General features: G+C 73.9%; 21 protein-coding genes and 1 pseudogene. 11 read left to right on the forward strand and 11 right to left on the reverse strand.

Going from position 1 to position 24,788, the window contains the following annotated elements:
• Positions 1 to 25: 25 nt before the first annotated feature.
• Positions 26 to 760 (reverse strand): GntR family transcriptional regulator, encoded by a 735-nt coding sequence (locus E1286_RS17290; protein ID WP_165969773.1) that lies wholly within the window; start codon positions 758 to 760, stop codon positions 26 to 28.
• A 127-nt stretch (positions 761 to 887) separates the two neighbouring features.
• Here E1286_RS17290 and E1286_RS17295 point away from each other — a divergent pair, with 127 nt between their 5' ends.
• Positions 888 to 3,917: a hypothetical protein gene (locus E1286_RS17295; RefSeq protein ID WP_132613692.1), complete on the forward strand. Its 3,030-nt coding sequence runs from the start codon at positions 888 to 890 to the stop codon at positions 3,915 to 3,917.
• 18 nt (positions 3,918 to 3,935) lie between these two features.
• Entirely contained in the window at positions 3,936 to 4,952 is a 1,017-nt protein-coding gene (locus tag E1286_RS17300; RefSeq protein WP_132613694.1) for an aminotransferase class V-fold PLP-dependent enzyme, read from the forward strand.
• A gap of 3 nt (positions 4,953 to 4,955) precedes the next feature.
• Here the strand turns inward: E1286_RS17300 and E1286_RS17305 are convergent, their stop codons facing one another.
• Complete coding sequence (locus tag E1286_RS17305) at positions 4,956 to 5,636, reverse strand: TetR family transcriptional regulator (RefSeq protein ID WP_132613696.1); 681 nt, start codon at positions 5,634 to 5,636, stop codon at positions 4,956 to 4,958.
• Between the two features lie 167 nt (positions 5,637 to 5,803).
• On the opposite strand from E1286_RS17305, the gene E1286_RS17310 reads away from it, so the two are divergent.
• Entirely contained in the window at positions 5,804 to 7,159 is a 1,356-nt protein-coding gene (locus E1286_RS17310) for an MFS transporter (RefSeq protein ID WP_223190050.1), read from the forward strand.
• On the opposite strand, the gene E1286_RS17315 is transcribed toward E1286_RS17310, so the two are convergent.
• Genes E1286_RS17315 through E1286_RS17330 form a run of 4 tightly spaced genes read right to left on the reverse strand, consistent with a single transcriptional unit; the run spans position 7,156 to position 10,170 of the window.
• Positions 7,156 to 8,199 carry an ABC transporter ATP-binding protein gene (locus E1286_RS17315; protein ID WP_132613700.1) on the reverse strand — a complete coding sequence of 348 codons (1,044 nt, stop codon included), beginning with the start codon at positions 8,197 to 8,199 and terminating at the stop codon, positions 7,156 to 7,158. The genes E1286_RS17310 and E1286_RS17315 overlap by 4 nt on opposite strands.
• Positions 8,196 to 9,026 (reverse strand): ABC transporter permease, encoded by an 831-nt coding sequence (locus E1286_RS17320; RefSeq protein ID WP_132613702.1) that lies wholly within the window; start codon positions 9,024 to 9,026, stop codon positions 8,196 to 8,198. The genes E1286_RS17315 and E1286_RS17320 overlap by 4 nt, the downstream gene beginning before the upstream one ends.
• Positions 9,023 to 9,766: a molybdate ABC transporter substrate-binding protein gene (modA, locus tag E1286_RS17325; protein ID WP_132613704.1), complete on the reverse strand. Its 744-nt coding sequence runs from the start codon at positions 9,764 to 9,766 to the stop codon at positions 9,023 to 9,025. Before modA ends, E1286_RS17320 begins: the two co-directional genes overlap by 4 nt.
• A complete protein-coding gene (locus tag E1286_RS17330; protein WP_132613706.1) occupies positions 9,763 to 10,170 on the reverse strand; it encodes a TOBE domain-containing protein in 408 nt (135 codons plus the stop codon). The genes modA and E1286_RS17330 overlap by 4 nt, the downstream gene beginning before the upstream one ends.
• 244 nt (positions 10,171 to 10,414) lie before the next feature.
• Here E1286_RS17330 and E1286_RS17335 point away from each other — a divergent pair, with 244 nt between their 5' ends.
• Together E1286_RS17335 and E1286_RS17340 are read left to right on the forward strand one after the other, a co-directional pair.
• Positions 10,415 to 11,725: an ankyrin repeat domain-containing protein gene (locus E1286_RS17335; RefSeq protein ID WP_223190052.1), complete on the forward strand. Its 1,311-nt coding sequence runs from the start codon at positions 10,415 to 10,417 to the stop codon at positions 11,723 to 11,725.
• A 49-nt stretch (positions 11,726 to 11,774) separates the two neighbouring features.
• On the forward strand, positions 11,775 to 12,515 hold the full coding sequence (locus tag E1286_RS17340) for an SAM-dependent methyltransferase (RefSeq protein WP_132613709.1): 741 nt from the start codon (positions 11,775 to 11,777) through the stop codon (positions 12,513 to 12,515).
• Here E1286_RS17340 and E1286_RS17345 read toward each other — a convergent pair.
• The 3 genes and pseudogenes from E1286_RS17345 to E1286_RS17355 all read right to left on the reverse strand — a co-directional run bounded on the left by E1286_RS17345 (position 12,490) and on the right by E1286_RS17355 (position 16,447).
• Complete coding sequence (locus E1286_RS17345; protein WP_132613711.1) at positions 12,490 to 14,889, reverse strand: LLM class flavin-dependent oxidoreductase; 2,400 nt, start codon at positions 14,887 to 14,889, stop codon at positions 12,490 to 12,492. The two genes, E1286_RS17340 and E1286_RS17345, sit on opposite strands and share 26 nt — an antisense overlap.
• 11 nt (positions 14,890 to 14,900) lie before the next feature.
• A pseudogene (locus E1286_RS17350) lies at positions 14,901 to 15,803 on the reverse strand (LLM class flavin-dependent oxidoreductase); the annotation flags it as partial.
• Positions 15,804 to 15,919: 116 nt separating this feature from the next.
• Positions 15,920 to 16,447, reverse strand: coding sequence for a MarR family winged helix-turn-helix transcriptional regulator (locus E1286_RS17355; RefSeq protein WP_132613715.1), 528 nt, complete (start codon positions 16,445 to 16,447; stop codon positions 15,920 to 15,922).
• A gap of 162 nt (positions 16,448 to 16,609) precedes the next feature.
• Here E1286_RS17355 and E1286_RS17360 point away from each other — a divergent pair, with 162 nt between their 5' ends.
• Positions 16,610 to 18,142 carry an alpha/beta hydrolase gene (locus E1286_RS17360; protein ID WP_132613717.1) on the forward strand — a complete coding sequence of 511 codons (1,533 nt, stop codon included), beginning with the start codon at positions 16,610 to 16,612 and terminating at the stop codon, positions 18,140 to 18,142.
• Positions 18,143 to 18,471: 329 nt separating this feature from the next.
• On the opposite strand, the gene E1286_RS17365 is transcribed toward E1286_RS17360, so the two are convergent.
• Positions 18,472 to 19,143: a response regulator gene (locus tag E1286_RS17365; protein ID WP_132613719.1), complete on the reverse strand. Its 672-nt coding sequence runs from the start codon at positions 19,141 to 19,143 to the stop codon at positions 18,472 to 18,474.
• A complete protein-coding gene (locus E1286_RS17370) occupies positions 19,140 to 19,952 on the reverse strand; it encodes a sensor histidine kinase (RefSeq protein WP_223190053.1) in 813 nt (270 codons plus the stop codon). The genes E1286_RS17365 and E1286_RS17370 overlap by 4 nt, the downstream gene beginning before the upstream one ends.
• 128 nt (positions 19,953 to 20,080) lie before the next feature.
• Between E1286_RS17370 and E1286_RS17375 the strand changes: the two genes are divergently transcribed.
• From E1286_RS17375 to E1286_RS17395, 5 genes are all read left to right on the forward strand, one after another.
• Positions 20,081 to 20,791: an ABC transporter ATP-binding protein gene (locus E1286_RS17375; RefSeq protein WP_132613721.1), complete on the forward strand. Its 711-nt coding sequence runs from the start codon at positions 20,081 to 20,083 to the stop codon at positions 20,789 to 20,791.
• Positions 20,788 to 23,139 (forward strand): ABC transporter permease, encoded by a 2,352-nt coding sequence (locus tag E1286_RS17380; protein ID WP_132613723.1) that lies wholly within the window; start codon positions 20,788 to 20,790, stop codon positions 23,137 to 23,139. Before E1286_RS17375 ends, E1286_RS17380 begins: the two co-directional genes overlap by 4 nt.
• A gap of 73 nt (positions 23,140 to 23,212) precedes the next feature.
• Positions 23,213 to 23,752: a dihydrofolate reductase family protein gene (locus E1286_RS17385; RefSeq protein WP_132613725.1), complete on the forward strand. Its 540-nt coding sequence runs from the start codon at positions 23,213 to 23,215 to the stop codon at positions 23,750 to 23,752.
• 78 nt (positions 23,753 to 23,830) lie between these two features.
• Positions 23,831 to 24,193, forward strand: a complete 363-nt coding sequence (locus E1286_RS17390) for a cupin domain-containing protein (protein WP_132613727.1) — start codon at positions 23,831 to 23,833, stop codon at positions 24,191 to 24,193.
• 87 nt (positions 24,194 to 24,280) lie between these two features.
• Entirely contained in the window at positions 24,281 to 24,673 is a 393-nt protein-coding gene (locus E1286_RS17395) for a hypothetical protein (protein ID WP_132613729.1), read from the forward strand.
• The last annotated feature ends 115 nt before the right edge of the window (positions 24,674 to 24,788 follow it).

Below are 24,788 nucleotides of genomic sequence, written 5' to 3' on the forward strand. Positions count from 1 at the left end.
GGTGCGGTCGTACGGGTGTTGTCGTTCAGGGGCGGTCGGGAGGGCCGCCCAGGTCGGTCTCCACGTAGAAGCGCTCGGATCTCGGCGGGACGACCTCTTCCAGGAGTTCGGCGATCTCGCCGCGCCTGGTCCAGGTCTCGCGCAGCCAGCGGAACACCGGCGTGCCCGCCGGCAGGCCGAACAGCTCCGCCTCGGCCTCGCCGAGCGCGTACGGCTCCACGTAGAGCCTGGCGCGTACGAGCTCGACGCCGCGGTCGCGGAGGTAGGCGTGCGTGGTGAGCGGCCCTAACGGCTGCTCGAGCAGGTCGGGCGCCAGCCGGAAGGGCAGCACGTGAAGCTCGGTGTTCAGCACCGCGCCGTCCGGGCCCAGCTTGTGACGCTCCATCTGCACGACCGCCTCCTCTCCTGGCACGCCCGGCAGCCGCAGCCTCGCCTTGTGGGCGGGCAGCACCTGCGCCGAGACGACCCGGTGGTCGCCGTGCGTTTCCGGGCCCTGGATGAGCAGCCCCGTGAAGCGCAGCAAGTTGTGCCGGCCGACGGCCTGGGCCACGAAGCTGCCGCGCTTGCGGAAGCGGACGATGAGCCCGGCGTCGGCGAGATCCCGCAGGGCCCGTTGCACGGTGATGCGCGAGACGCCGAACTCCTGGCAGAGCTCGGCCTCGGTGGGGATCCGGGTGCCCGGGCCCCACTGGCCGCCGCGGATTCGGGCCTCCAGCGCCCTGCGGGTCCGCACATGGAGCGGGAGGCCGTCTTCTGACATGCCCAAATACTTCTCTTGTTGATAAATCATGTCAATAGACCTTTTGATATAACTAATGCGAGATGCCCGAAGTGAGGCGGCTTGAATTCGTTTGCCGTTCCGGGCCGGATGCCCGAATCATGAGCACGTGGTACGGCTTGCCTTCGGGATGGTGACGGGACGCGGTCAGCAGGTCTGGGACGCGCGCGGACGCCTGCTCACAGAGGAACCCGACCGCTCCGCCCTGCCCGTCGTGGTCGGGCCCGTCGGCGCCGATCCGGCACCCGCCGTGACCGCGCTGGCCCGGCTCGTCGCGGGCACGCCGGCGGTGCCCGGCCCGTACGCGGAGCTGGGAGTGGTGGCGGCGGGGGCGGGCGTCGAGTTGTGCCCTGGATTCGTCTCGGCCCGGCTCGACGGTGTGCGCGGCGATCGGCGGGACGCCGTGCTGGCCGCCCTCCAGGTGCTGGGGCTGGACGGGCTGCACCGGCTGGGCGAGCGTACGAGGGTGCTGGTGGCGTTGTTCGGGACGGCGGCGACCAAGCCGGTCGCCGCCGCGGCCGCGAAGGCCGTCGCCGACGGCCGCTGGGCGGCGCTCCACCTGGCCTCGGCCGCCGGCGGCCTGCTCGCCGCCGAACAGATCGAACGCGTCCTGCAGTGGGGCTCCCACACCGCCTCTGCCGACCGGCAGAGCGCACCGGCCGCAGGTTCCGCCACCGCTCAGGACGCGGATCTCAGGGAGGTCGTCGAGGCCGTGCCGGAGGCGGCGGCGTCCGCCGTGGCGGATCATCTGGAACGGGTCCTCGGCGGGTTTCCGCGGCGGCGGCGGTTCGAGCTGCTGCGGGATCTCTGGCGGCAGGTGGCGGCGCGGCAGGCCGAGGAGCGGCGCGAGGAGCGGTTGCGAGCCGTCCGCGGTCGGCAGAGCAGGCTGGACGAGCTGCGCGACCGTTACCGCGCCCACGCCGACGACTTCGTGCTCGGCCTGGTCCGCGCCGAGCTGGGCCACGAGCCGACGGCGGCGGAGGCCGCGCGGTGGCTGCCGCGGCCCTGGCACTGGACGGTCATCGTGGGCCGCGCGATGCACGACGCCCTGGCCGCGACCGTGCTGCTGCGCACCGCCGTGGCGGTGGCGGAGGACGGCGTAGAAAGGGGCGTCGCGCGGTGCGCCGGGCAACTCGCCGCGGCCACGGCCTTCATGACGGACGCCGAAGCCGGATCGGCGGCGCGCCGGGTGCGCGGTATGGCCGGGTTCCCCGCCCGTCCCGGCTGCTACGTCAGGGAGCTGGCGGCGCGGGCGGAGCCGGCGGAGTACGTACGCCAACGCCTGGCGAGGGCGGCCGAGTACGCCGAGGTCGTCATGGAGGCCGTCACCGAACTGCTCGGCGACCAGCGTGTCCTGGCGTTCCTGGGGCCCTGGTCGGAGGCCGGGATGAGGAACTGGCGATCCGCCGTCGGGTACACCGCGCAGCGCGACCCCACCGGATGGGCGCAGCCGCCGGCGGCCGGGCGGCGTCCCCCGCTGTCGGAACGCCTCGCCGCACGACCTGGCGTGCCGCCGCAGGAGGTGGAGACGGTCGGCGACCTGCTGTGGTACGCCGAGCTCGCCGACGCCCTCGCCCGGTTCAACGGCCACGACCGCGCCGCCGTCGCCTACGGTCCCCTCACCCCCGATGCCAACCCGGACCCGTCGCCGGACGACACCCGCATGCCCGGCTCCATCCCCTCCGCGCTGGCCGCCGCCGCGCAGTTCGTGTCGTTCGGCGCTCGGCCGCCGCGGCGGTGCCGTACGTGGGCGGAGCTGACCGCCGGGCTGGTCGCCGGCCTCCCCGTGCCGCAGGTGTTCCCGCTGCCCGAGCCGCTGGCCGTACGGGACGGCACGGTGCTGCCCGGTACGGACGTGCGCGTGGAGTGCGCCCGGGACGCGCGCATGCTCGCCGAGTGGGCGGCGTACATGGGCAACTGCATCGGCTTCCCGCACTACGTGGAGGCGGCCGAGCTGGGCAGGTGTGCGCTGCTGGCGCTGCGCGGCGCGAAGGGCGAGATCGTCGCCAACGCCGAGCTGCGGCTGCACGGCCGCGCCTGGCACGTCACCGAGCTCCGCGCCCGCTTCAACGCCGACCCGCCCGCGGAGCTCCACGAACGATTCACCACCTGGGCGGCCACCCTCCCACCGCCGGCCCGCGAACGGCCGCACCCCGAACCCGTCGAACGAGACTGGCCCCGCCCGTCGCCTCGGCGGCGCGCGAACCGTACGTTCCTGGAGATCAGCACCCCACTGGCGGACTTGGCCCATCAGTCGATGACCGCCGCCGACACCACGACCGCCTTGGCGGCCCTGAGCACCCTCGACGCCACCCGCACCAGGCCCGCCGAAACGGGCAACATCGGGCTGACCGGCACGGGGCCGACCGGCACGGTCGACGCCACGGTGGGCGGTGCCGATCCGGGCGCGGTCGGGACCGCCGTGGCCTGGCCCGGAGCCGGAACGGGCGCCGCCGTCGTGACGGCGCTGCGCCGTCTCTCCACGGAAGGGATGGCGCACGCCTGCCGCCAGGGCCTGTCCGCGGTGGGGCCGGCAGCGCTGTGGGCGGCCACCGGTGTCCGTCCGCTCGCCCGTGCCCTGGACGCGCTCGACCCGGCCCTGCGCGCCCGCCACGATCACCTGGACCTGCTCCTGGCCGACGCGCCGCTGCCGGGCTCGCTGCGCGCGCTCGCCCGGCACGAGGCGATCGCGCCCGCCAGGACGATGGAGCTCGTGGCACGGCGGGTCCGCGCCACGCTCGGCCTTCTGGCCCACGCCGACGACCCGGTGCTCGCCTACCGCGTCGCGCGCGACGCGGACACGGCCGTACTCTGCGCGCTCGTCATCGCGGTCACCAGCCGCGCGGACGGGCCGCCGACCGTCGCGGTGGCCGGGCCGGGGAAGGCGTCCGTGCCCGGCTTTCCCCGTTCGAGCCTGGAGGACCCGGACGGTCCATGGCGGCGGGCGTTCCCAGGTGCGGTGGAGCTGGGCGCTGACCTGGATGCCTTCTGGGAGCGGGTCGCCGCGGACGGACTCCGCGTCCCGGCCGCCTGGCTCGGCCGCGGCGGCTGGCCCGCGCTCTGGCACCGCTCAGCCAGCCACCGCCCTGCCCCGAGCCCCACCCGAACCGGCCGAGGGGATCTCGTGGTCCGGCGGTGAGCTGCCTAGGCTGAGCGCATGGACATCGCCACGGCCGTCAAGCTCTGGGACGCGGACCCGGGCTGGCTGAACACCCCTTCCTACGGCATCCCCCCGCGCCGCGCGTTCGACGAGTTGCAGACCGCCCTGACCCAGTGGCGGCACGGAAGCAGCGACTGGAAACCGTGGGACGCCTCCGTCGGGCGCTCCCGTTCCGCGTTCGCCCGCCTGGTCGGGGCCTCCCCCGCCGACGTGATGATCAGCTCGTCGGTCTCCCAGATCATGTCCGTCGTGGCCACCGCCCTGCCGGCGGGCGCCGAGGTCGTGGCGCCGGAGGAGGAGTTCACCAGCAACCTGTTCCCGTGGATGGTCAGCGCCCGGGTCCGTACGGTGCCGGCCGACCGCCTCGCCGACGCGATCACCCGTGACACCGCCGCCGTCGCGTTCAGCCTGGTGCAGTCCGCCACCGGGTACGTCGCCCCGCTCGCCGACATCGTCGCCGCCGCCCGCGCCCACGACGCGCTGGTGATCGCCGACGGCTCGCAGGCGTGCGGCTGGCTGCCCGTGGACGTGGCGGGCGTGGACGCGCTGGCCTGCGCCGCGTACAAGTGGCTGATGGCGCCGCGCGGCGCGGCGTTCGGCTACCTGTCGCCGGGCCTGCGCGAGCGGATGCGCCCGCTGGCCGCCAACTGGTACGGCGGCGCCGACGAGGGCGGCTCCTACTACGGCCCGCCGCTGCGCCTCGCCGACGACGCGCGCGCGTTCGACCTGTCGCCCGCCTGGTTCTCGTACGTCGGCGCGGCCCCCGCCCTCGAACTGCTCAACGAGATCGGCATGGAACGGATCCACGAGCACGACGTGACTCTCGCCAACCGCTTCAGAACGGGCCTCGGCCTGGAGCCCTCGAACACCGCCATCGTCTCGGTCGACGCCCCGGGCGAACGCCTGGAGGCGGCCGGGATCAGGGCGGCCGTGCGGGCGGGCAAGGTCCGTGCCGGCTTCCACGTCTACACGACGACCGACGACGTGGACCGTGCCCTCAATGCCCTGACGTGAGCATCAGGCGCTGCCGCCGGCGCCCCGGAGGTAGGCCACCGTCATCTCACCGACCATGCGGCGCAACCGTTCACGATGCTCGGGGGCGGTCATGTCGCGTCCGAACAGCGCCCCGAACGTGTGCTGGTTGGCCACCCGGAAGAAGCAGAACGCACTGATCATCATGTGCACGTCGATGGCGTCGGCCTCGGTGACGAAGTCGCCGGAGGCCCGCCCCGCCTCCAGGATGCGCGAGATGAGGTCGAGCACCGGCGCCCCGAGGTTGGCCAGCACCTCGGACGTGCGGATGTGCTCGCCCTGGTGGATGTTCTCGATGGCGACGAGCTTGATGAAGTCGCGGTGGGCGTCGTGGTGGTCGAACGTCAGCTCGGCCAGCGTGCGGATCGCCTCGACCGGCGCCAGGTGCTCGACGTCGACCGTGCGCTCGACGGCGCGCACCTCGGAGTACGCCTTCTCCAGCACCGCGACGTAGAGGCGCTCCTTGCTGCCGAAGTAGTAGTAGATCATGCGCTTGGTCGTGCGCATGAGCTCGGCGATCTCGTCGACCCGCGCCCCGGCGTAGCCGTGGCGGGCGAACTCGCTCTGCGCGACCGCGAGGATCTCCGCCCGGGTGCGCTCGGCGTCACGCCGGCGCGGCCTGTCGGCCGGCTGGGTGGCAGGCTGGGTGGCCGGCTGCGAGGTCATCCGCCCATAGTAATGACCGCTCGCGACACCGTACGGCGACCGGTCCCTTGACAGCCGCCGCGCGGCCCTGCAGCATGGCCGCGACATTAATTAACTATCTAGTACGTAAAACGCAGGTTATCGGCGCGTCGGGGGCCGCCGGACCGCGCTCACCGAGGAGAGCAACCGTGACCGACAGCTCACCGGACACCCCCCTGAGCCGGGGCACCCCCCGCAAGGCCGCCGTCGCCGCCTGGATCGGCAGCGCTCTCGAGTACTACGACTTCTTCATCTACGGCAGCGCCGCCGCGCTGATCTTCAGCAGGGTCTTCTTCGACGACTCCGACCCGGCCACCGCCACCCTGCAGTCGCTGGCCAGCTTCGGCGTCGCCTACGCCGCCCGGCCCGTGGGCGCGTTCATCCTGGGTCACGTGGGCGACCGGTTCGGCCGCAAGAAGATCATGGTGTTCACGCTGGTGCTGATGGGCGTCTCCACGTTCCTCATCGGCTGCCTGCCCACCCGCGACCAGATCGGCAACCTCGCGCCGGCGCTGCTGGTGCTGCTGCGCATCCTGCAGGGTCTGTCGGCGGCGGGCGAGCAGGCCAGCGCCAACTCGATGACCCTGGAGCACTCCCCGAGCGACCGGCGCGGCTACTTCACCAGCTTCACGCTGAACGGCACCCAGTTCGGCCAGATCCTGGCCACGTTCGTGTTCATCCCGGTGGCGGCGCTGCCGGAGGAGCAACTGCTCAGCTGGGGCTGGCGGGTGCCGTTCTGGCTGAGTGTGGCCGTCGCGGTGGTCGGCTGGATCATCCGCAGGCGGCTGGAGGAGACCCCGGCCTTCGAGGCGGAGCTCGCCCAGGGCACCGTGCCGCGGATGCCGCTGGCGGTGCTGTTCCGCGACCACTGGCGCAGTGTGGTGCGCGTGGTGTGCGCGGCGCTCATCGCCACCGTCAGCACGATCTTCACGGTGTGGGCGCTCAACTACGCCACCAGCGACGAGATCGGCCTCGACAACGCCACGATGCTCTGGGTGAGCATCGCCGCGAACGCCGTCGCGCTGGTAGCGATCCCGCTGTGGGCCCGGCTGTCGGACCGGATCGGCCGCAAGCCCGTCTTCCTCGTCGGCGCGATCGGCAGCCCGATCATGATCTTCGCGTACCTGGCGGCGATCAACTCGCGCAACTACGCGCTGGTCTTCGTGGTCGGCATCCTGACGCTCGGCGTCGTCTACAGCGCCTCCAACGGCATCTGGCCGGCGCTGTACGGCGAGATGTTCAGCACGAAGGTGCGCCTGTCGGGCATGGCGATCGGCACCCAGATCGGCTTCGCGGTGGCCGGGTTCGCGGTGGCCTCGGCCGCGGGCATCGTCTCGCCGGAGGGCTGGCTGGGCCTGCGGGGCTGGGTCGGCGTGGGCATCTTCACCGCCGTCCTCTGCGCGATCAGCGCCGTCGCGGTGGCCACGGCGCGGGAGACGTACCGTGTGCCGACCGAGGAGCTCGGCCTGCCCGCGACACGCGAGCAGGCCCCGGCCCGAGGCTAGGCCGGGTAGGCGTGGGTCTCGGTGGCCTTCACCGCGGCCCACACCTGCCGGCCGGGGCTCAGGTCGAGGTCGGCGAGTGCGGCGGGCGTGATGTCGACGAACGCGGCGATGGGCCCGCCGAGGTGGACGCGGACGTTGTCGCCGTGGCGTTCGACGCCCTCGACGGCGGCCTGCCACAGGTTGCGCGGGCTGCCGTCGGGCCGGGTGCGGTAGAGCGCGACGGCGGCCGGCGAGAAGGCCACGAACGCCGGCCCGTCGACCTGCTCGATCGTGCTGAAGGGCAGCTCGCCCACCTTGACGCGAGCCCCGTCGCCGCTCCCCCGGTACAGGTTGAGCCCGACCAGCCGCGCCACGTAGTCCGTACGGGGGCGCCTGGCCACCTCGGCGGGCCCGCCCTGCTGGACGACGGCGCCGTCCTCCACCACCACCAGCCGGTCGGCGAGCACCATGGCGTCGAGCGGGTCGTGCGTGACGAGCACGGTGGCACCGTCGAACCCGGCCAGGTGGCGGCGCAGCTGGGAGCGGATCTCCAGCCGGGTGTGCGCGTCGAGCGCGGCGAGCGGCTCGTCGAGCAGCAGCAGCCGCGGCCGTACGGCCAGCGCCCGGGCGAGCGCGACCCGCTGCGCCTGGCCGCCGGACAGCCGGCGGGGTTTGGCGCCGGCCTGGGCGGCGAGGCCGACGCGTTCGAGCAGGCCGGCCGCGACGCGGCGGGCCTCGGCCTTGGAGGCGCCGCGGCAGCGCGGCCCGAAGGCGACGTTGTCGAGGGCGGACAGGTGGGGGAAGAGCAGGTAGTCCTGGAACACCATGCCGATGGGCCGCCGGTCGGGGGGTTCGGTGTGCAGGGGGCGGCCGTCGAGGGTGATGTGCCCCTCCGCAGCCAGGCCGATGAGTCCCGCGAGGGCGCGCAGGGCGGTGGTCTTGCCCGCGCCGTTGGGGCCGAGCAGCGCGACGACCTCGCCGGGGACGACGTCGAAGGAGACGTCGAGCCGGAACGCGGGCCGGGTGACGACGAGCCGGGCGCTCAGGCCGGGCGCGGTCATGCGGCGTTCACCCACCGGTCGCGCAGGCTCGCCAGGATGACCACGGAGACGGCGAGCAGGACGAGACTGAGCACGATGGCGGCCTCCGGCTCGGTCTCCAGGGCGAGGTAGACGGCCAGCGGCATGGTGCGGGTGGTGCCGGGGAAGTTCCCGGCGAACGTGATCGTGGCCCCGAACTCGCCGAGCGCCCGCGCCCAGCACAGCACCGCCCCGGCCACGATGCCGGGGGCGACGAGCGGCAGGGTGACGCGGCGGAAGACCGTCCAGCGGGAGGCGCCCAGGGTGGCCGCGGCCTCCTCGTAGCGCTGGTCGGCCGCGCGCAGCGCGCCCTCCACACTGATGACGAGGAACGGCATCGCGACGAACGCCTCCGCGATGACCACCCCGGCGGTGGTGAACGGCAGCGTGACGCCGAACGCCGACTCCAGCCACTGGCCGACGAGCCCGCGCCGGCCGAGAACGAGCAGCAGCGCCACGCCGCCCACGACCGGGGGCAGCACGAGCGGCACGGTGACGAGCGCCCGCACCACCCGCTTGCCGGGCAGGTCGACCCGGGCGAGCAGCCAGGCGAGCGGCACGCCGAGCAGCAGGCACACGGCGGTCGCGATGGTGGCCGTCACCACCGACAGGCGCAGCGCCTCCAGGATCTGCGGCTCGCTCAGCCGCTGGAGCAGCGTCGGCCAGGGGGCCCGGATCAGCAGCCCGGCCAGCGGCAGCACGAGGAAGGCCAGCCCGAGGAGCGCGGGCACCACGAGCACCCACGGCAACCGCCCGGCGACGACACGCCCGCCGCCACGGGCGGAGCCGCTGCGGGACGTCGTCGTCATGGGGCCTCGAATCCGGCCTCGGCCAGCACGTCCTTGCCCTGCGGCGAGCGCACGAGCTGGACGAACTGCTTGGCGAGGTCACCCGCGGGTGCGTCGTCGAGCACCGCGATCGGGTAGTCGTTGACCGCCCGGTCGGCCTCGGGGAAGGGGATGCCGCGCACCTCGCCGGCCGCCGCCAGCACGTCGGTGCGGTAGACGAGCGCCGCGTCGACCTCGCCGAGGCGGACCTTGGTGAGCGTGGCCTTGACGTCCTGCTCCAGCGTCACGGGCGTGACCCGTACGCCCGCGGCCTTGAGCGCCTGGGCGGCGGCGACCCCGCACGGCACCTGCTCGGCGCAGAGCGCGACCTTCACCCCCGGGGCGGCCAGATCGGCCGGCGTCCGGACCTTGGCCGGGTTGCCGGCGGGGACGGCGATCTCCAGCTTGTTGCGCGCGAACGTGACCGGCGCACCGGCCAGAGAGGCGTCGGTGACGGTCCGCATCGTGGCGGGGCTGGCCGCGGCGAACACGTCGGCCGGAGCACCCTGCACGATCTGCTGGGCGAGGGTCGCGCTCGACCCGAAGTTGAACGTCACCGCCGTGCCGGGGTGCGCGGCCTCGAACTCCGCACCGAGCCGGGTGAAGCTCTCGGTCAGCGACGCCGCCGCGAACACCGTCACCTTCCCGCCGCCGGACGCCTCCGCCCCGCACCCCGCGAGGGCGAGCGCCGCCGCGAGGACCGTCAGCAGGACGCGTCTCACGAGGTCCCCGCGCGCTCGCGGCCGGGGACCTCGACCACGACATTGGTGGACTTGATCACGGCCTCGGCCATCACACCCGGCGCCAGCCCCAGCTCGTCGGCGGCCTGCCGGCTCATCAGCGACACCACGCGGTACGGCCCCGCCGCGATCTCCACCTGCGCCATCACCGCGTCCTTCAGCACGTCGGTGACGATGCCGCGCAGCCGGTTGCGGGCCGAGGACCGTCCGCTCTCCGGCGACTCCACCTGGGATCGGGCGAACGCGGCCAGGTCGGCGCCCTGCACCCGCCGGTGGCCGTGCTCGTCACGCTCGGCCGCGAGCCGCCCGGAGTCGACCCACCGGCGCACGGTGTCGGCGCTGACCCCGAGCAGCGCCGCGGCCTCGCTGATCCTGAACGTCGTCACAGTCCACACGATACTCTCGCACAATCCACCCCAGAAGCCTCCAACCCTCAGCATTCGCCCCCCCATTCCGGGCAGAGGCCTGGCGCATACGCACGCATACGCCGGGCGGCCCTCCGGTAGACTCGCGGGTGCGCAGCCGGGCGCATCCAGTCCGCGGGGCAGGGACGATCCCACCGGCAGCACCGCACACCTGGTCGACGGACCTCGGCCCGCAGACGCGGACACGGGCAGACGGAGGTTCGCCGTGCCTGACCTTCCCCAGCGCCCTTCCCTGGAGCACCTGCGCAAGCAGGCCAAGGCGCTCGCCCGCGCCCGTGGCGTCCCGCTGAGCCGGGCGCAGTTCGACCTCGCCCGCGACCACGGCTTCCCCAGCTGGCCGAGGCTGGTGGCGTACGTACGCGCGACGGGGCTGGCGGGCGTCGAACGGGCGGTCGCCCTGGCCGACGCCGACGCGCTCGCGGCGCTGCTTGCCGCCGAGCCCGAGGCGGCGACGGCGCCGGTCGGCGGGCTGCCGCCGCTGCTCGCGCTGCTGCGGCACGGCACCGGCCCGGCCGAGCGCATCCGCGCGTGCGTACGCGTGCTGCTCGACGCCGGAGCCGACCCCGCCTGCCACACCGTCGAGTGGAACGGTGAGAGCAGGCGGACCGCGCTGTTCGACGCCGTGGCGCGCGGCGACCTGGCTCTCGTCCGCCTGCTGCTCGACCGCGGCGCGCCGCCGGACGAGGACGCCTTCTACCGCGCCTGCGAGCACTCCGGCGGCGCGTTCCTCGACCTGCTCCACCGGCCGGGCTTCGAACGCCTGATCGTCCGCAAGCTGGACTTCGAGGACACGGCGGGCCTGCGCTGGTTCCTCGGCCGCGGGGCCGATGTGAACGCGTGCCGCGCGCTGCACCACGCGATCGCCCGGGGCCGCGGCACGACCGTGCTGACGATGCTGCTGGACGCCGGCGCCGACGTGAACCTGCCGTGGGACCGCTGGGACGTCGGCCGCCGCCCGCTCGCGCTGGCCGCCCGGTGCGGGCACCTGGCGGCGTACGAGCTGCTGGCCGAGCGCGGCGCGCGGGCGGACCTCGACGCGGTGGACGCGGCGGTGCTGGCGGTGGCGCGCGGCGAGTCCGCGCGCCTGCCGGCCGCTCCCCCGCCGGTCCTCGGTGTGCCGGGCGGCGGCTCCGGCTGGCTGCTCGGGCAGTTCGCGCAGCTGGGCCGCACGGAGGTGGTGCGGGCGCTGCTGGACGCCGGCATGGCGGTGGACACCCGAGGCTGGAGCAACTTCACCCCTCTGGACCAGGCCGCCATGCACGGTCGGGCGCCGACCGTGCGGTTGCTCATCGAACGCGGGGCGGATCTCGACGACCGCGCCTTCGACGAGGAGGGCCCGACCCCGCTCGACTGCGCCCTGTGGGGCCTGCGCCACAACCGCGCCGCCGACGGCGACTACCTCGGCACGGTGTCCGCCCTCGTGGCCGCCGGCGCCCCCACCCGCCTGACCCCGCCGACCGGCGACGCCGCGATCGACGCCCTCCTGACGGGAGGCCGGACGGCAGGTCGCTCATGAGGTGGAAATCCGATTGCTGGGTTCTGTGCGGTCCTGAATAGTCGCGAGGATGGAACGAGAGTCGATCAGTCACATCGCTCACGGCGACCACCCCATCGCCGCTCCCCTCAGTGAGACCGCCGTGGAACGCCTGCTCGCCCGGGCGAAGCCGCCGCGCGGGGCGCGCATCCTCGACCTCGGCTGCGGCGAGGGCGCCTGGCTGACCAGGGCGCTGGCCCGTTATCCCGACGCGACGGCCGACGGGGTGGACGTCTCGGAGATGGCGCTCGCCGCGGCCGCCCGCGAAGCGGACCGCCGCGGCGTCTCCGACCGGCTCCGGCTGCACCGCACGCCCGCCGCCGACTTCGCCGCCGGACCGTCGTACGACCTGGTGCTGTGTGTCGGGGCGACGCACGCGTTCGGCGGGCTGGCGCAGACGCTCGCGGCCGTCCGCCGCCACCTGGGCCCGCGCGGCCTCGCCCTGGTCGGCGAGGGCTTCTGGGAACGCCCGCCCACGCCGGAGGCCCTTCGCCTGCTGGACGCCAAGCCGGATGACTTCGCCGACCTCGCCGGCACGGTGGAGTCCATGGAGCAGGCCGGTTTCGCCGCCGTCCACGGCCACACCAGCACCCCCGGCGAGTGGGACGCGTACGAGTGGTCGTGGACCGGCACCCTCACCTCCTGGGCGCTCGACCACCCTGGACCGGACGGCGACGCCGCCCTGGCCGCCGCCCGCGGCCACCGCGACATGTGGCTGCGCGGCTACCGGGGTGTGCTCGGGTTCGTCACCCTGCTGCTGCGCCGGGTGTGACGTCCTCCTCGGCCGGGTCGAAGGCGAAGTTGTCGCGGAAGACCTTGGCGGGGTCGTAGCGGCGCTTGAGTGCGCGCAGCCGCCGCAGGGTGTCGCCGGGGTAGGCCTCGTGCACGCGTTCGGGGCGCCGGTCGGTCTCGAAGTTGATGTACTGGCCGGAGAAGTGCGGCAGCAGGGCGTCCCAGGCGGGATCCAGGTCCCCGCGGCTGTGGCCGAACGCGACGAGCTGGAAGTTGGCCGAGCGGCCCGCGTAGGCGGTCGCGTCAGGGGCGACGTCGGACGCGGCGCCGCCCACCGACCGGATGTGGAAGAAGTACGTCAGCCCGCTGCGGACCAGCCGCGCCGCCGCCGCGGACAGCTCGGGCGTGAGGTGGTCGGCGAGCGCGGCGCGGGTCACCGGCTCCCCCTGGGCGTCGTGCGTGCCCGGCGGGACGTGCATGACCGCCGCGTACGGCAGCACCTGGATCGAGTAGTCGAGCAGCGGCGCGGTCGCGGCGAGGGGCTGCAACCGGCTGACGATCGTGTCGGCGTCGTCGGAGTCGACGACCGCCATCATCTGGGCGATGAGCGGCTGGCCCGGGCGAGGCCGGCCGAGGATGACCGCGCTGGTCACGTCGCGCGGCGCGGCCTCCATGGCGGCTCCCCAGCGTTCCAGGAAGTCCGCCGTGTCGGTGGCGTCCAGGACGAACTGGGCGAATCCCACGTCGCCCACCTCGTCGACCTCGAACTCGAACGACGTGACGATGCCGAAGTTGGCCCCCGCGCCGCGTACGCCCCAGAACAGCTCGGGGTTCTCCTGCTCGTCGGCGCGCACCTGGGAGCCGTCGGCGAGCACCATCTCGACCGCGCGCAGGTGGTCGATGGTGAGGCCGTGCTCGCGGACGAGCCAGCCGATGCCGCCCGCGGTGGCCAGGCCGCCGACGCCGACGCCGCCGTAGTCGCCGGAGCTGAGCGCCCACCCGTGCGGGGCGAGCGCGGCGGCGACGTCGCTCCAGCGCGCGCCCGGCTCGATGCGCACGCGGCGGGTCTCCTTGTCGAGGACCTCGATCGCGTTGAGGCGGGAGACGTCGATGACGATGCCGCCGTTGTTGGTGGAACGGCCGCTGATGCCGTGACCGGCGCTGCGGATCGACAGCTTCACCGGCTGCGTGCGGGCGAAGCGGATGGCGTCGCCGACGTCGGCCGGCGTGCCGGGCCGCAGGACCAGGCCGGGCGAGCCGCCGCGCAGGTAGGTGGAGCGCACGCGCGCGTACGCGGCGTCTCCGGGCTCGACGGCCGTGGCGGCCAGGGAGGCGGGGACGGCGTCGTAGTCGATGCCCTCGCGGCGCTTGCTCCGTACGAACGCGCTGCGCGCCGGCGCGGACTCCGCGACGCCGCGGGCCCGGCGTTCGCGGTCGACGGCCGTGCGCAGGACCGGTACGACCTCGGCGGCGAAGCGCCGCACGGTCTCCGGGTCGCCGGCCGAGAGGACGAACGTGGCGAAGCCGGCGTCGAGGACGAGCGGGAGAAGGTCGGCGACCCACTTCTCGGGCGGGCCGGTCAGGAAGCCGCCGCGGTCCGCTGTGAAGCGGCCGGCGATCCGGGCCAGGCGGCGGATCTCGCGGGGGTCGCGTCCCGCCTCGGCCGCCGCCGCGTCGATCACGCGCTGCGCCGCCACCAGCTCCCCGACCCACACCCCATCCACCACAGACCCGTCCGGCGCCGGGCCTGCCGCGGTCCCGGCCGGCGCGGTTCCGGCCGGCGCGGTTCCGGCCGGCGCGGAATCGGCCGGCGCGGAATCGGCCGCGGTGCCGTCCTCCGCGTGGCCGCCGGGGTGGGCCGGTGGGGTTCCGAGGGCGAGCGGGGCCGTCCAGCCGTCGGCCTTCTGGCCGGTCAGGCGCAGGAGGGCGGGGTCGGCGCCGTCGATCCACAGCGGAACGGTCCGGGACGGAGCCGGCCCGCGATCCGCGCCCGCCACCCGGTGGTGCTTCCCCTCGACGTACAGCGGCGACCGTTCGGAGGCCGACCAGATCCCCCGGATGACGTCGATCGCCTCCCCCACGGCGTCGGCGTCCGGCGTGTGCGCGGTGGCGAGGGCCAGGTCGACCCGGCCGCCCGCGAGGAGGTCGAGGCTGGCCGCGGCGCGCGCCACGACGGCGGGGTTGCCGTCCCGCGCGGGGGCGGCGAGCAGCCGGACGCGGCTCGTCCGGCCGGCGGCCCAGCTCGCCAGCGTCCAGGGGTCGGCCTGCGCGGGCCCGCCGGAGAACGTGACGAGGTCGTAGCCGAGCTCCTCGCTCAGCTCGGCCAGGTCGACGAGGTCTTCCAGCGCCTTGGTGGCGACGTGCTCGCCGGGGGCGAGCAGGACGCCGAAGCGTAGGGGGTGACCGTAGTCCATGATCAACGCACCGTTCCGCGCGCGGCGCGCTCCTTGGCCACCAGGTCGCGGACGAGCGGGGCGACCTCGCCGCCGAAGGTCCGGATCACGGCCGGGTCGTCGCCCATCAGGATGTACGACGAGAAGCCGTACTCGAGGGTCAGCACCGCGAGCTGCTCGGCCCACTGCTCCGGCGGCCCGGTCAGCAGCCCGTCTCCGGCGGCCCCGAAGCGCCCGGACACGTTGAGCAGGCGGCGGACCGCCGCGGGCTCCCGCCCGGCCCCGTCCGCGGCCTCGTCGATGATCGCGTTGGCCTCGGTGATAGCGTCGAGGCTCCCCATGTACGGCAGCGACGGCAGCCACCCGTCGGCCTTGGCCCCGGTGAGCCGGAGCATCTTCGGCTTGTACGCCCCCAGCCAGATGCCGATGTCATGGGCGGGCGCCGGACCGCGTTTGGCCCCTGCGACCTGGTAGTACGTGCCGTCCACCCGGAAGCGCGACGTGTCGGACGGGTCCCACAGGCCGCGGATGATGTCGATCGCCTCGCTCAGCGCGTCCACGGCCTGGCCGGGGGTCAGCCGCCGGCCGCCCATGGCCTCGATGGCGTCCCAGAACCCGCCGGCCCCGAGGCCCAGCTCGAACCGGCCCCCGCTGAGCAGGTCGAGGCTGGCCGCGGCGCGGGCGAGCACGGCCGGCGGGCGGAGCGGGAGGTTGATGACGTTGCCCGACAGGCGGATGCGCTCCGTCCGCGCGGCGACGTACGACAGCAGCGTCCAGGTGTCGAGGAAGGCCGCCTGGTAGGGGTGGTCCTGGAAGGTCACGAGGTCCAGCCCCGCGGCCTCCGACTCCTGCGCCAGGGCGACGACCTCGTGCGGCGTGGCGTTCGCCGGGGTGATGAACGACCCGAACAGCAGGTCGTGGCCGTAGTCAGGCATGCGCGCTCCTCCTCTGCCCCCACAAGGCAGATATGTTGTCCCGAAGAATATCCAATGCCAGACGATCGGCAGAACAGCAGGTTCTGTCCGGTTATTCCGGCCCGGTCATTCCACGGTCAGCGGCGAGTGCCGTCGGAGAGCATCTCCTCGGCCACGGAGCAGGGGTCGTTGGCGGGCTCGATGTCGCGCACGTCGCAGGCCACCCGCGTCAGCAACCTCCGGAACGTCGCCCGTTCGGCGGAGGTGAGCGCGCCGAGCAGGGCGTCCTCGGCGTCGTGGACGCGCCCTTCCAGCTCCCGGAACGCGCGCTCGCCCTCGGGCGTGGCCACGATGCGGCGCCGGCGGCGGTCGGCCGGGTTGAGCCGCCGCTCCACGAGGCCCGCCCCCACCAGGTCGTCGATCAGATACGTCAGGACAGTCCTGTCGATGCCGAGATGGGCGGCCAGGGCGAGCTGGGTCGGGTGGTCGCCGCCCACGACGGCGGCGAGCGTCTGGTAGCCCCGCGGCCCGTGCGGGAAGTCGCCGATCGCGGAGACCACCGAGCCGTGGTACGCGCGCAGCAGCACCCCGAGCGTCCAGCCGAAGTTCTCCGACACGTCGCGGGAGATTTCCTCAGGGGTGGTTTCTGGCCGCTCGCTGCTCATGCGCGCATCCTACCCACCGTCCGTGCGCCGTCAGATTTTCCGCTTACCGAAAGATCTGTCACACCACACATCTCAAGGATGACCCGCGGTTCATCCTTGAGTCGGATGGACCTGTAAGACGTTCTGCTCAATGATCGGATTTTCCCGATGATTGGGCGTGATATGCGAAGAACAGCACTGATCCTCAGTCTCTTAGGCTCCCTCTTCCTGTCCCTCCTCCCCGCGGTCCCGGCCGCCGCCACGACCACGTCCATCGCGTGGGCCCCGTGCTCCGAGGACGCCACGGCCGAGTGCGGCACGCTCACCGTTCCCGTGGACTGGGACGAACCGGACGGCGAGACGTTCGAACTCGCCGTCGCCCGCCGCAAGGCCACCGACCCCGAGGCCCGCATCGGCTCCCTCGTGATCAACCCGGGCGGCCCCGGCGGGTCCGGCGTGAGCGCCGTGCTCGGCGGAATGGGCTTCACGCCGGAGCTCACCAGCCGCTTCGACATCGTGGGCTTCGACCCGCGCGGCGTGGCCCGCAGCCATCCGATCCTGTGCTCCCTGGAGCTCGCCAGGCAGGCCCCCGACACGCTGTCCATCGACAGCCAGGCCGACTTCGACGCGCTGCTGGCCCACAACGAGCGCTACCGGCAGGACTGCCGGGAGCGCACGGGCGCGCTGTACGACCACGTCGACACCGGCAGCGTCGTCCGCGACCTCGACGCCCTGCGCGCCGCCCTCGGCGACGACAAGCTCACCTACTACGGCATCTCGTACGGCACCCTCATCGGCCAGCTGTACGCCGAGCGCTACCCCGGCCGGGTGCGCGCCCTCATGCTCGACAGCAACATGGACCACAGCCTCGGCACGAAGGCCTTCCTCGACACCGAGGCGTGGACCGCGCAGGACTCCTTCGACGAGTTCGTCTCCTGGTGCGAGGCGACCGCCTCGTGCGCGCTGCACGGACGCGACGTGCGGGCGGTGTGGAAGGAACTGCTGGCCCGGGCCGACCGGGGCGAGCTGGAGTTCCCCGGCGAGCCCGGCGTCACGCTCACCAGGATGAGTCTCGTCTCCCAGGCGTTCGGCGCGTTCTACGGGCCGGCGTACCAGCAGCTGGCCGAGCTGCTGGCGGCTCTGGAGAGCGGTGAGGGCACGGCGCGGGCGATCGTGACGCCGCCGGCCGCCGCCCAGCAGGAGCAGGTGATCAACGACTCCACCCGGATCTTCTGCCAGGACTGGCTGCTGCCCGTGCGCGACCACCGCGAGTGGGCGCGGCTGCTGGAGCGGTCGGCCAGGATCGCCCCGGACATGCTGGTCAGCGCGGCGGCCCACCCGATCACGGCGGCCTGCCTCGGCACGCCCGCCCCCATCCCGAACCCGCAGCACCGCCTGCGCGTGTCGGGCACGCCCACGCTGCTGCTCGGCAACGCCCTGCACGACCCCGCCACCGGCTACCCGTGGGCGGTCAACGCGGCGCGGCAGATCGGGCACGAGGCCAGGCTGCTCACGTACGAGGGCTGGGGGCACGGCATCTACGGCCGCGGTCCCTGCCCGACGGAGGCCATCGACGCGTACCTGACCTCGCTCACCGTGCCCGCCAACGGCGCGCGATGCGAGGCCGTACCGCCCGCCGAGGTGAGCCCGCTGCGCGCCCGGCCGCTCCCGGGCCCGATGCCCGGGCTGCCTGGGTGGACGTACAACCTGTCGTAGGAGAACGGACACGGGAACGGCGCGTCGCACAGCGGCGCGCCGTTTCGCTGTGCACGGCGCACATGGGCTTCGATCCGCCGCTTCTTCAGCAGCACCTTCACACCACGCCGTTCGAGGAAGGCGTTCAGCCCCTGGGTGGTGCCGTGCACGAACGAGATGTCCCCCGGGGAGTCCATGCCGCCGATATCCATGGAGACCCGGTATCGGCTCATCGGCGAGCTCCGCTCGACAAAGTGCGAACCGCGACGGCAACCAGGCGGCGGCCGCCCCGATGTGCGCCGCGAACACTCCTCCGGCCCGTCACCGTGCCCGCGGCATGTACGGGCCGATCAGCGCCGGTCGGGGATGACGAGGCCCGTCTCGTACGCCAGGACCACGGCCTGGGCGCGGTCGCGCAGGCCGAGCTTGGCGAAGATGCGCGCGACGTGCGTCTTCACGGTGGCCTCGCTCAGGCGCAGGGCGGCGGCCAGCTCGGCGTTGGACAGGCCCTGGCCGAGCAGCGTGAAGACCTCGCGCTCGCGCGGCGTCAGGGCGGCCAGGTCGCGGTGGACGGCGGCGGGCGGCTGGGCGGCGGCGTAGCGTTCGACGAGGCGGCGGGTGATCGAGGGGGCGAGCAGCGCGTCGCCGGTGCCGACCAGGCGCACGGCGGCGGCCAGGTGCTCGGGGGTGACGTCCTTGAGCAGGAAGCCGCTGGCGCCGAGGCTGAGGGCGGTGTAGACGTACCGGTCGAGGTCGAAGGTGGTCAGCATGATCACGCGGCAGCGCGGATCGTGGGCCAGCACCCGGCGCGCCGCCTCCAGGCCGTCCATGACGGGCATGCGGATGTCCATCAGCACGACGTCGGGGGCGAGCCGGCGGGCCATCGCCACGGCCTCGGCCCCGTCGGCGGCCTCGCCCGCCACATCGATCCCACGGGCGGTGAGGATGAGCCGGAAGCCCGCCCGTACCAGCTCCTGGTCGTCGGCGATCAGCACCCGCGGCCCCGCGCCCGTGTCACTCACGCGCGCTCCAGGGGGATGCGGGCGCGGACGCGGTAGCCGCCGCCGAGCCGGCGGCGCGCGTCGAGCTCGCCGCCGTAGACGGCGACCCGTTCGCGCAGCCCCAGCAGCCCGCGCCCGGTTCCGGCCCCCGCGTCCGGCGGCGCCGGGCGGGCGCCTCCGGTGAGCACGCTGGGCCCGCTGTTGAGCACCTCCACCCGCAGATACTGGTCGGTGTAGCGGACGACCACCTCGGCCTTGGCGCCGTCGCCGTGCTTGAGCGCGTTCGTCAGCGCCTCCTGGACGATCCGGTACGCGGTCACGTCGACCCCGGCGGGCACCGGGCGCGCCTCCCCGGAGACGCGCACCTCGACCGGCAGCCCGGCGAACGCGATCCGGTCGGCCAGCGCGCCGAGCTGGCCCAGCCCCGGCTGGGGCGCCAGCTCGTCCGGCTCGTCGGATCCGTCCTGGGCGGGGGCGAGCAGGCCGAGCAGGTGGCGCAGCTCTGTCATGGCGTCGCGGCCGGCCGCCTCGACGGCCCTGAGCGCGTTCTCGGCCTCGCCCGGCATCGTGGGCAGCACCTCGCGGGCGGCGCCCGCCTGCACGACCATGAGGCTCACGTTGTGGCTGACGATGTCGTGCAGCTCGGCCGCGATGCGGGCGCGTTCGGCGTCGACGGCCGCACGGGCCGCGCGGTCACGCTCGCGGTCGAGCAGCCGGCCCTGCTCGGCCAGCGCCGCCCGGTAGCGGCGGCGCGTGCATACGAGCGCCGCCGCGAGCCCGCCCGCGGCCCCGCACGCGAGCGCCAGAGCGGCGATCATCCATTCCCCCACGGGGACATCTTCACGCGGCGCGCCCACCTCCGCATCCTCCCGGAGCCGTACATCCCCGGGATGACGACCGTCGCGCGTTACATCCGGGGTCCGATGACGGCGCCCGGTTCCGGATCTAGGTTCGGGCCATGGACTCTCACCACGATCACGACGCCCGCCTCGTCGTACGGCTCGACGGCGTGCGCAAGGAGTACGGGACGGCCACGGCCCTGGACGGGGTGTCGCTGGCGATCCGCGCGGGTGAGGCGGTCGCCGTGATGGGGCCGTCCGGCTGCGGCAAGTCGACGCTGCTCAACATGATCGCCGGTCTGGACCGCCCGACGACGGGCACGGCCGAGGTCTGCGGCCGGGACCTGGGGGCGATGACCGAGACGGCGCTGGCCCTGTTCCGCCGCCGGAACATCGGCATGGTCTTCCAGTTCTTCAACCTCATCGACGACCTGCCGGCGCTGGACAACGCCGCCCTGGCCGCCCAGCTCACCGGCGTCCCGGCGCGGCAGGCCCGCGACCGGGCGCTGGAGCTGTTCGACGAGCTCGGCATCGCCGACCGCCGGGACGCCTACCCGTCGGCGCTGAGCGGCGGCGAACGGCAGCGGGTGGCGGTGGCCAGGGCGCTGATGAACCGCCCGGCCCTGCTGCTGGCCGACGAACCCACGGGCGCCCTGGACAGCCGTTCGGGCGAGCAGGTGATGGACCTGCTGATCGACCTCAACCAGATCGGCCAGACGCTGCTGCTGGTCACGCACGACGCCGGCCTGGCGACCCGCTGCGCCGGCCGCCTCGTGGAGCTGGCCGACGGCCGGGTGGTCGCCGAGCACACCCTGGAGCACACCGCATGACCGAGAGCGTGTTCCCCGAGGCGCGCGGCGGCGCAGGGCCGCTGGCCGGGGCGGGCGCCGTGTGGCAGGTGGCGCGGGCCGGGGTGCGCAGGCGGCGGGTGCAGACGGCCGTCGTCGGGATCGTGGTGTTCTGCTCGACGGTGTCCGTCGTCGTCGCGCTGGGCCTGCTGGAGAGCGTCTCCGCGCCGTTCGACCGGGCCTTCGCCGCCCAGCGCGGCGCGCACCTCGTGGCCGTGTACGACCCGGCCAAGGCCCCGGCGTCCGCGCCGGCCCGCCCCGTCCCGGCGGTGACGGCGGCCTCGGGGCCGTTCGCGCAGGCCACGGTAACGATCCCGGACACGGTCGAGCACCTGCCGCCCGGCCCGCTGACGGTCGTCGGGCGCGCCGGTCCCGGCGGCCCGGTGGACCGGCTGGACCTGTGGAGCGGGCGGTGGCCCGCCCGCCCGGGCGAGATCGTCCTGGACCGGCCGCCCAACCCGCACTGGTCCTACCTGCTCGGGGTGCGGTTCACGGTGCCGGAGCGCCCGCAGGGGTTCACGGTCGTCGGCCTGGCCTCCAGCCTCAGCAGGTCGGCGGAGTCGTGGGTCACCCCGGCGCAGGCCGAGGAGCTGCGCCCGTCCGCCGCGCAGATGCTCTACCGCCTCGGCGGCGCAGGCACCGACGCCGACGTCCGTCGGGCGGCGGACGCGATCACGGCGGCGCTGCCGGCCGGCTCGCTGCTGGGCACGCAGTCGTACCTGGCCGTCAAGCGTGACCACGGCCGCACGGCGTCGGCGTTCCTGCCGTTCCTGGCCGGGTTCGGCGTGCTGGGGCTCGTCGTCGCGGTCATCATCGTGGCGAACGTGGTGGGCGGCGCGGTCGTGGCCGGGTTCCGGCACATCGGGATGCTCAAGGCGCTCGGGTTCACGCCCAACCAGGTCGTCGCCGTCTACCTGGCGATGATCCTGGTGCCCGCGTCGGCCGGCGCCGCGCTCGGCACGGTCGTGGGCGGCCTGGCCGCGCGGCCGCTGCTCGACGACATCGGGCTCAGCGTGTTCAACGTCGCGCTCAGCCCGTGGGTCTACGCCGCCGCACTCGCGGGGATGACGGCCGTCGTCACGCTGGCCGCGCTCGTGCCCGCGCTGCGCGCGCATCGGATGCCCGCGGCCCCGGCGATCAGCGCGGGCGGCGGTCAGCCGTCCGGGAGAGGGCGGCGCGTCCATCGACTGCTGTCCGGGGCCCGGCTGCCCCGCCCGGTCAGCCTGGGGCTGGGGCTGCCGTTCGCGCGGCCGGCCCGCACGGCGCTGACGCTGGCGGCCGTCGTGCTCGGCGCGGCGACCGTGACGCTGGCGGCCGGGCTGTCCGGCACGATGACCGCGTACGGCGCGGCCGCCCAGCGCGTCGGCCACGTCCACACCGTGATCCACGTGGGCCAGGCCCGCTTCCGCGAGACGCCGCCCCGGCACGGGGACGCCGGGATCGAGACGCTGCTGCGCGGCCTGCCCGGCACCGTGTACGTGACCGCCGACGCCTGGATCGACCTCCACGTCGTCGGGCAGCCACAGCCGATCATGGGCAGGTTCCTGCGGGGCGACTCGGCGACGCTGGGTGAGACGATCGTCGAGGGCCGCTGGCTGGAGGGACCGGGCGAGATGGTGGCGTCCCCGGCGTTCCTGGAGCAGCAGGGCCTGCGGGTGGGCGACCGGCTCACGCTCTCCCTGGGCCGCGCGCGGACACAGGCCACCGTCGTCGGCGTCACCATGAGCGGCGAACCCGACCTGATCCACGCCGACTGGCGGACCCTCACCGCGCTTTCGCCGTCGGCGAAGGCCACGCAGTACGAGGTCCGCCTGGCACCTGACGCCGACCTCGAGGCGTACCACGCTGCGGTCAGGGCCGCCGACCCCGGCCTGCGCCCCGTCGCCAAGAGCCGGACCGACCAGAACGCCGTGACTGTCATCGGGTTCGCGTCCCTGCTGACCGTGCTGCTGGGCACGGTGGCGGCGCTGGGGGTGTTCAACACGGTCGTGCTCACCACCAGGGAGCGGCGGCGCGACCTCGGCACGCTGAAGTCGGTCGGGATGACGCCGCGCCAGGTCACGGTGATGATGGTGACCTCGATGGCGGCGCTGGGCGCGGCGGGCGGGCTGCTCGGCGTCCCGGTCGGCGTCGCGGCGCACCGGGTCGTCGTGCCGGCCATGGCACGGGCGGCCGACATCGTGATGCCCGCGTTCATGATCGAGGTCTGGAGTGCGCCGTTGCTCGTGCCGCTCGCGCTGGCGGGGGTGGTGATCGCGGTGCTGGGTGCGTACGTGCCGGCGCGGTCGGCTGCGCGGCTCACGATCGCGACCGTCCTGCGGGGTGAGTGAATCGGCGTTTACACATCCGGCCGGCGCTCGATAGGTTAGTAAACGAACCAACATTTATTAATCGGAGGCACGCATGCCCGTACCCTTCACCTGCTCCGTGTTCATCGGCGTCAGCCTCGACGGGTTCATCGCGCGGGAGGACGGCGACCTCGAGTGGCTCGTCAGCCGGGGCGAGGCGGCCGGCGACGACCTCGGCTACGACGCGTTCATCGCCGGCATCGACGCGGTCGTGACCGGGCGCGGCACGTACGAGGCGGGGCTCTCCTTCGAGACGTGGCCACACGAGGACCGGCACTGCGCGGTGCTCAGCACCACCCTGGAGGAGGGCGCCGACCCGCGCGTCACCGTCTACCGCGACCTCGACTCGTGCCTGAAGGGTCTCACCGAACGCGGCGTCAAGGGCGTGTACGTCGACGGCGGCCAGGTCATCCGCACCTTCCTGCGGGAGGGGTTGATCGACAGGATGACGATCACGACTGTTCCGGTGCTGATCGGGTCCGGGCTGCCGCTGTTCGGGCCGGTGGGCGGCGACATTCCGCTCGTGCACGTGTCCACCCGGACGTTCGGGGCGGGCGTCGTGCAGTCCACGTACGCCATCGAACGCCGGAAATAGCGGTATAGGCACAGGTCAGGCGGGTTTGTCGGAGTACAGGGCCGGTGCAAAACTGGAACTGACGGAAGGGGGCACGTCATGATCGAGGTCAAGAGCATCGACAAGCCGGACGAACGCCGCGACTTCCCGAGGGGCCACCTGGAGCTGTGCAACCTCAGCGGTCTGACGTTCGCGGTGGCCACGTACGAGCCCGGCTGGCGCTGGTCGGAGTCGCTCCGGGAGATCAGCGGCACGGACTCCTGCCAGGTGCACCACTACGCGTTCGTCGCCACGGGACGCATGCGCATCCGCATGGAGGACGGCGCCGAATCCGAGGTGGGCCCCGGCGACGTCTTCGACTGCCCGCCGGGACACGACGCCTGGGTGGTGGGCGACGAGCAGGTCGTCATCCACGACTTCTCAGGCCGCATGACGGACTACGCCAAGGCCACCGGCGTCTGACCACGGGGACACCCACCCGGACGCACGGTGCCACGATGAGCGCCCGGTCCAGGACCGGGCGCTCATCGTGGCCCTTCGCGGCGGCAAGTGGTTCACGACGAGGGCCGGAGGTGGGTACGCCGGCCGTTCCTGCCCGACGACGTCGACCTCGGCCACCCCGGGCTCGAAGCGCGCTGCCACTCCGCCCTGACCGCAGGACAGGACCACGACTGGGGCCCTTCCCTGTCCGGAGCCGGCTTCGTCATCGAGGCCGCGCGGCCCTTGGCCATCGACTTGAGGCCCCCGTTCCCCACGTCCACCGCCCGCTACGCCCAGGTGTCCCTGCGGCGCATCCGGTCCCACCTCGACGGCCAGGTGAGCGCCGACGACCTGGCCACGCTCGACACCCTCATCGACAGTGACGGGCCCGTCGGCGTCCTGCGGCGCGACGACCTCACGGTCCGCACCACCAGGACCGTATGGATGGCCAAGCGCCCTTGAGGTAACCGGCCCGACCTCGCAACGCCCTTCCTCGTCGCGCGAAGGCCATGAGCACCTGCGTCTGGCCGCCGCTCGTGAAACCCGGGCGGCGCCCTTCGCGGGGCGGGCGTACGGG

Origin of the sequence: Nonomuraea terrae, from assembly GCF_004348995.1 — a bacterium.
GTDB classification, from domain to species: Bacteria; Actinomycetota; Actinomycetes; order Streptosporangiales; family Streptosporangiaceae; genus Nonomuraea; species Nonomuraea terrae.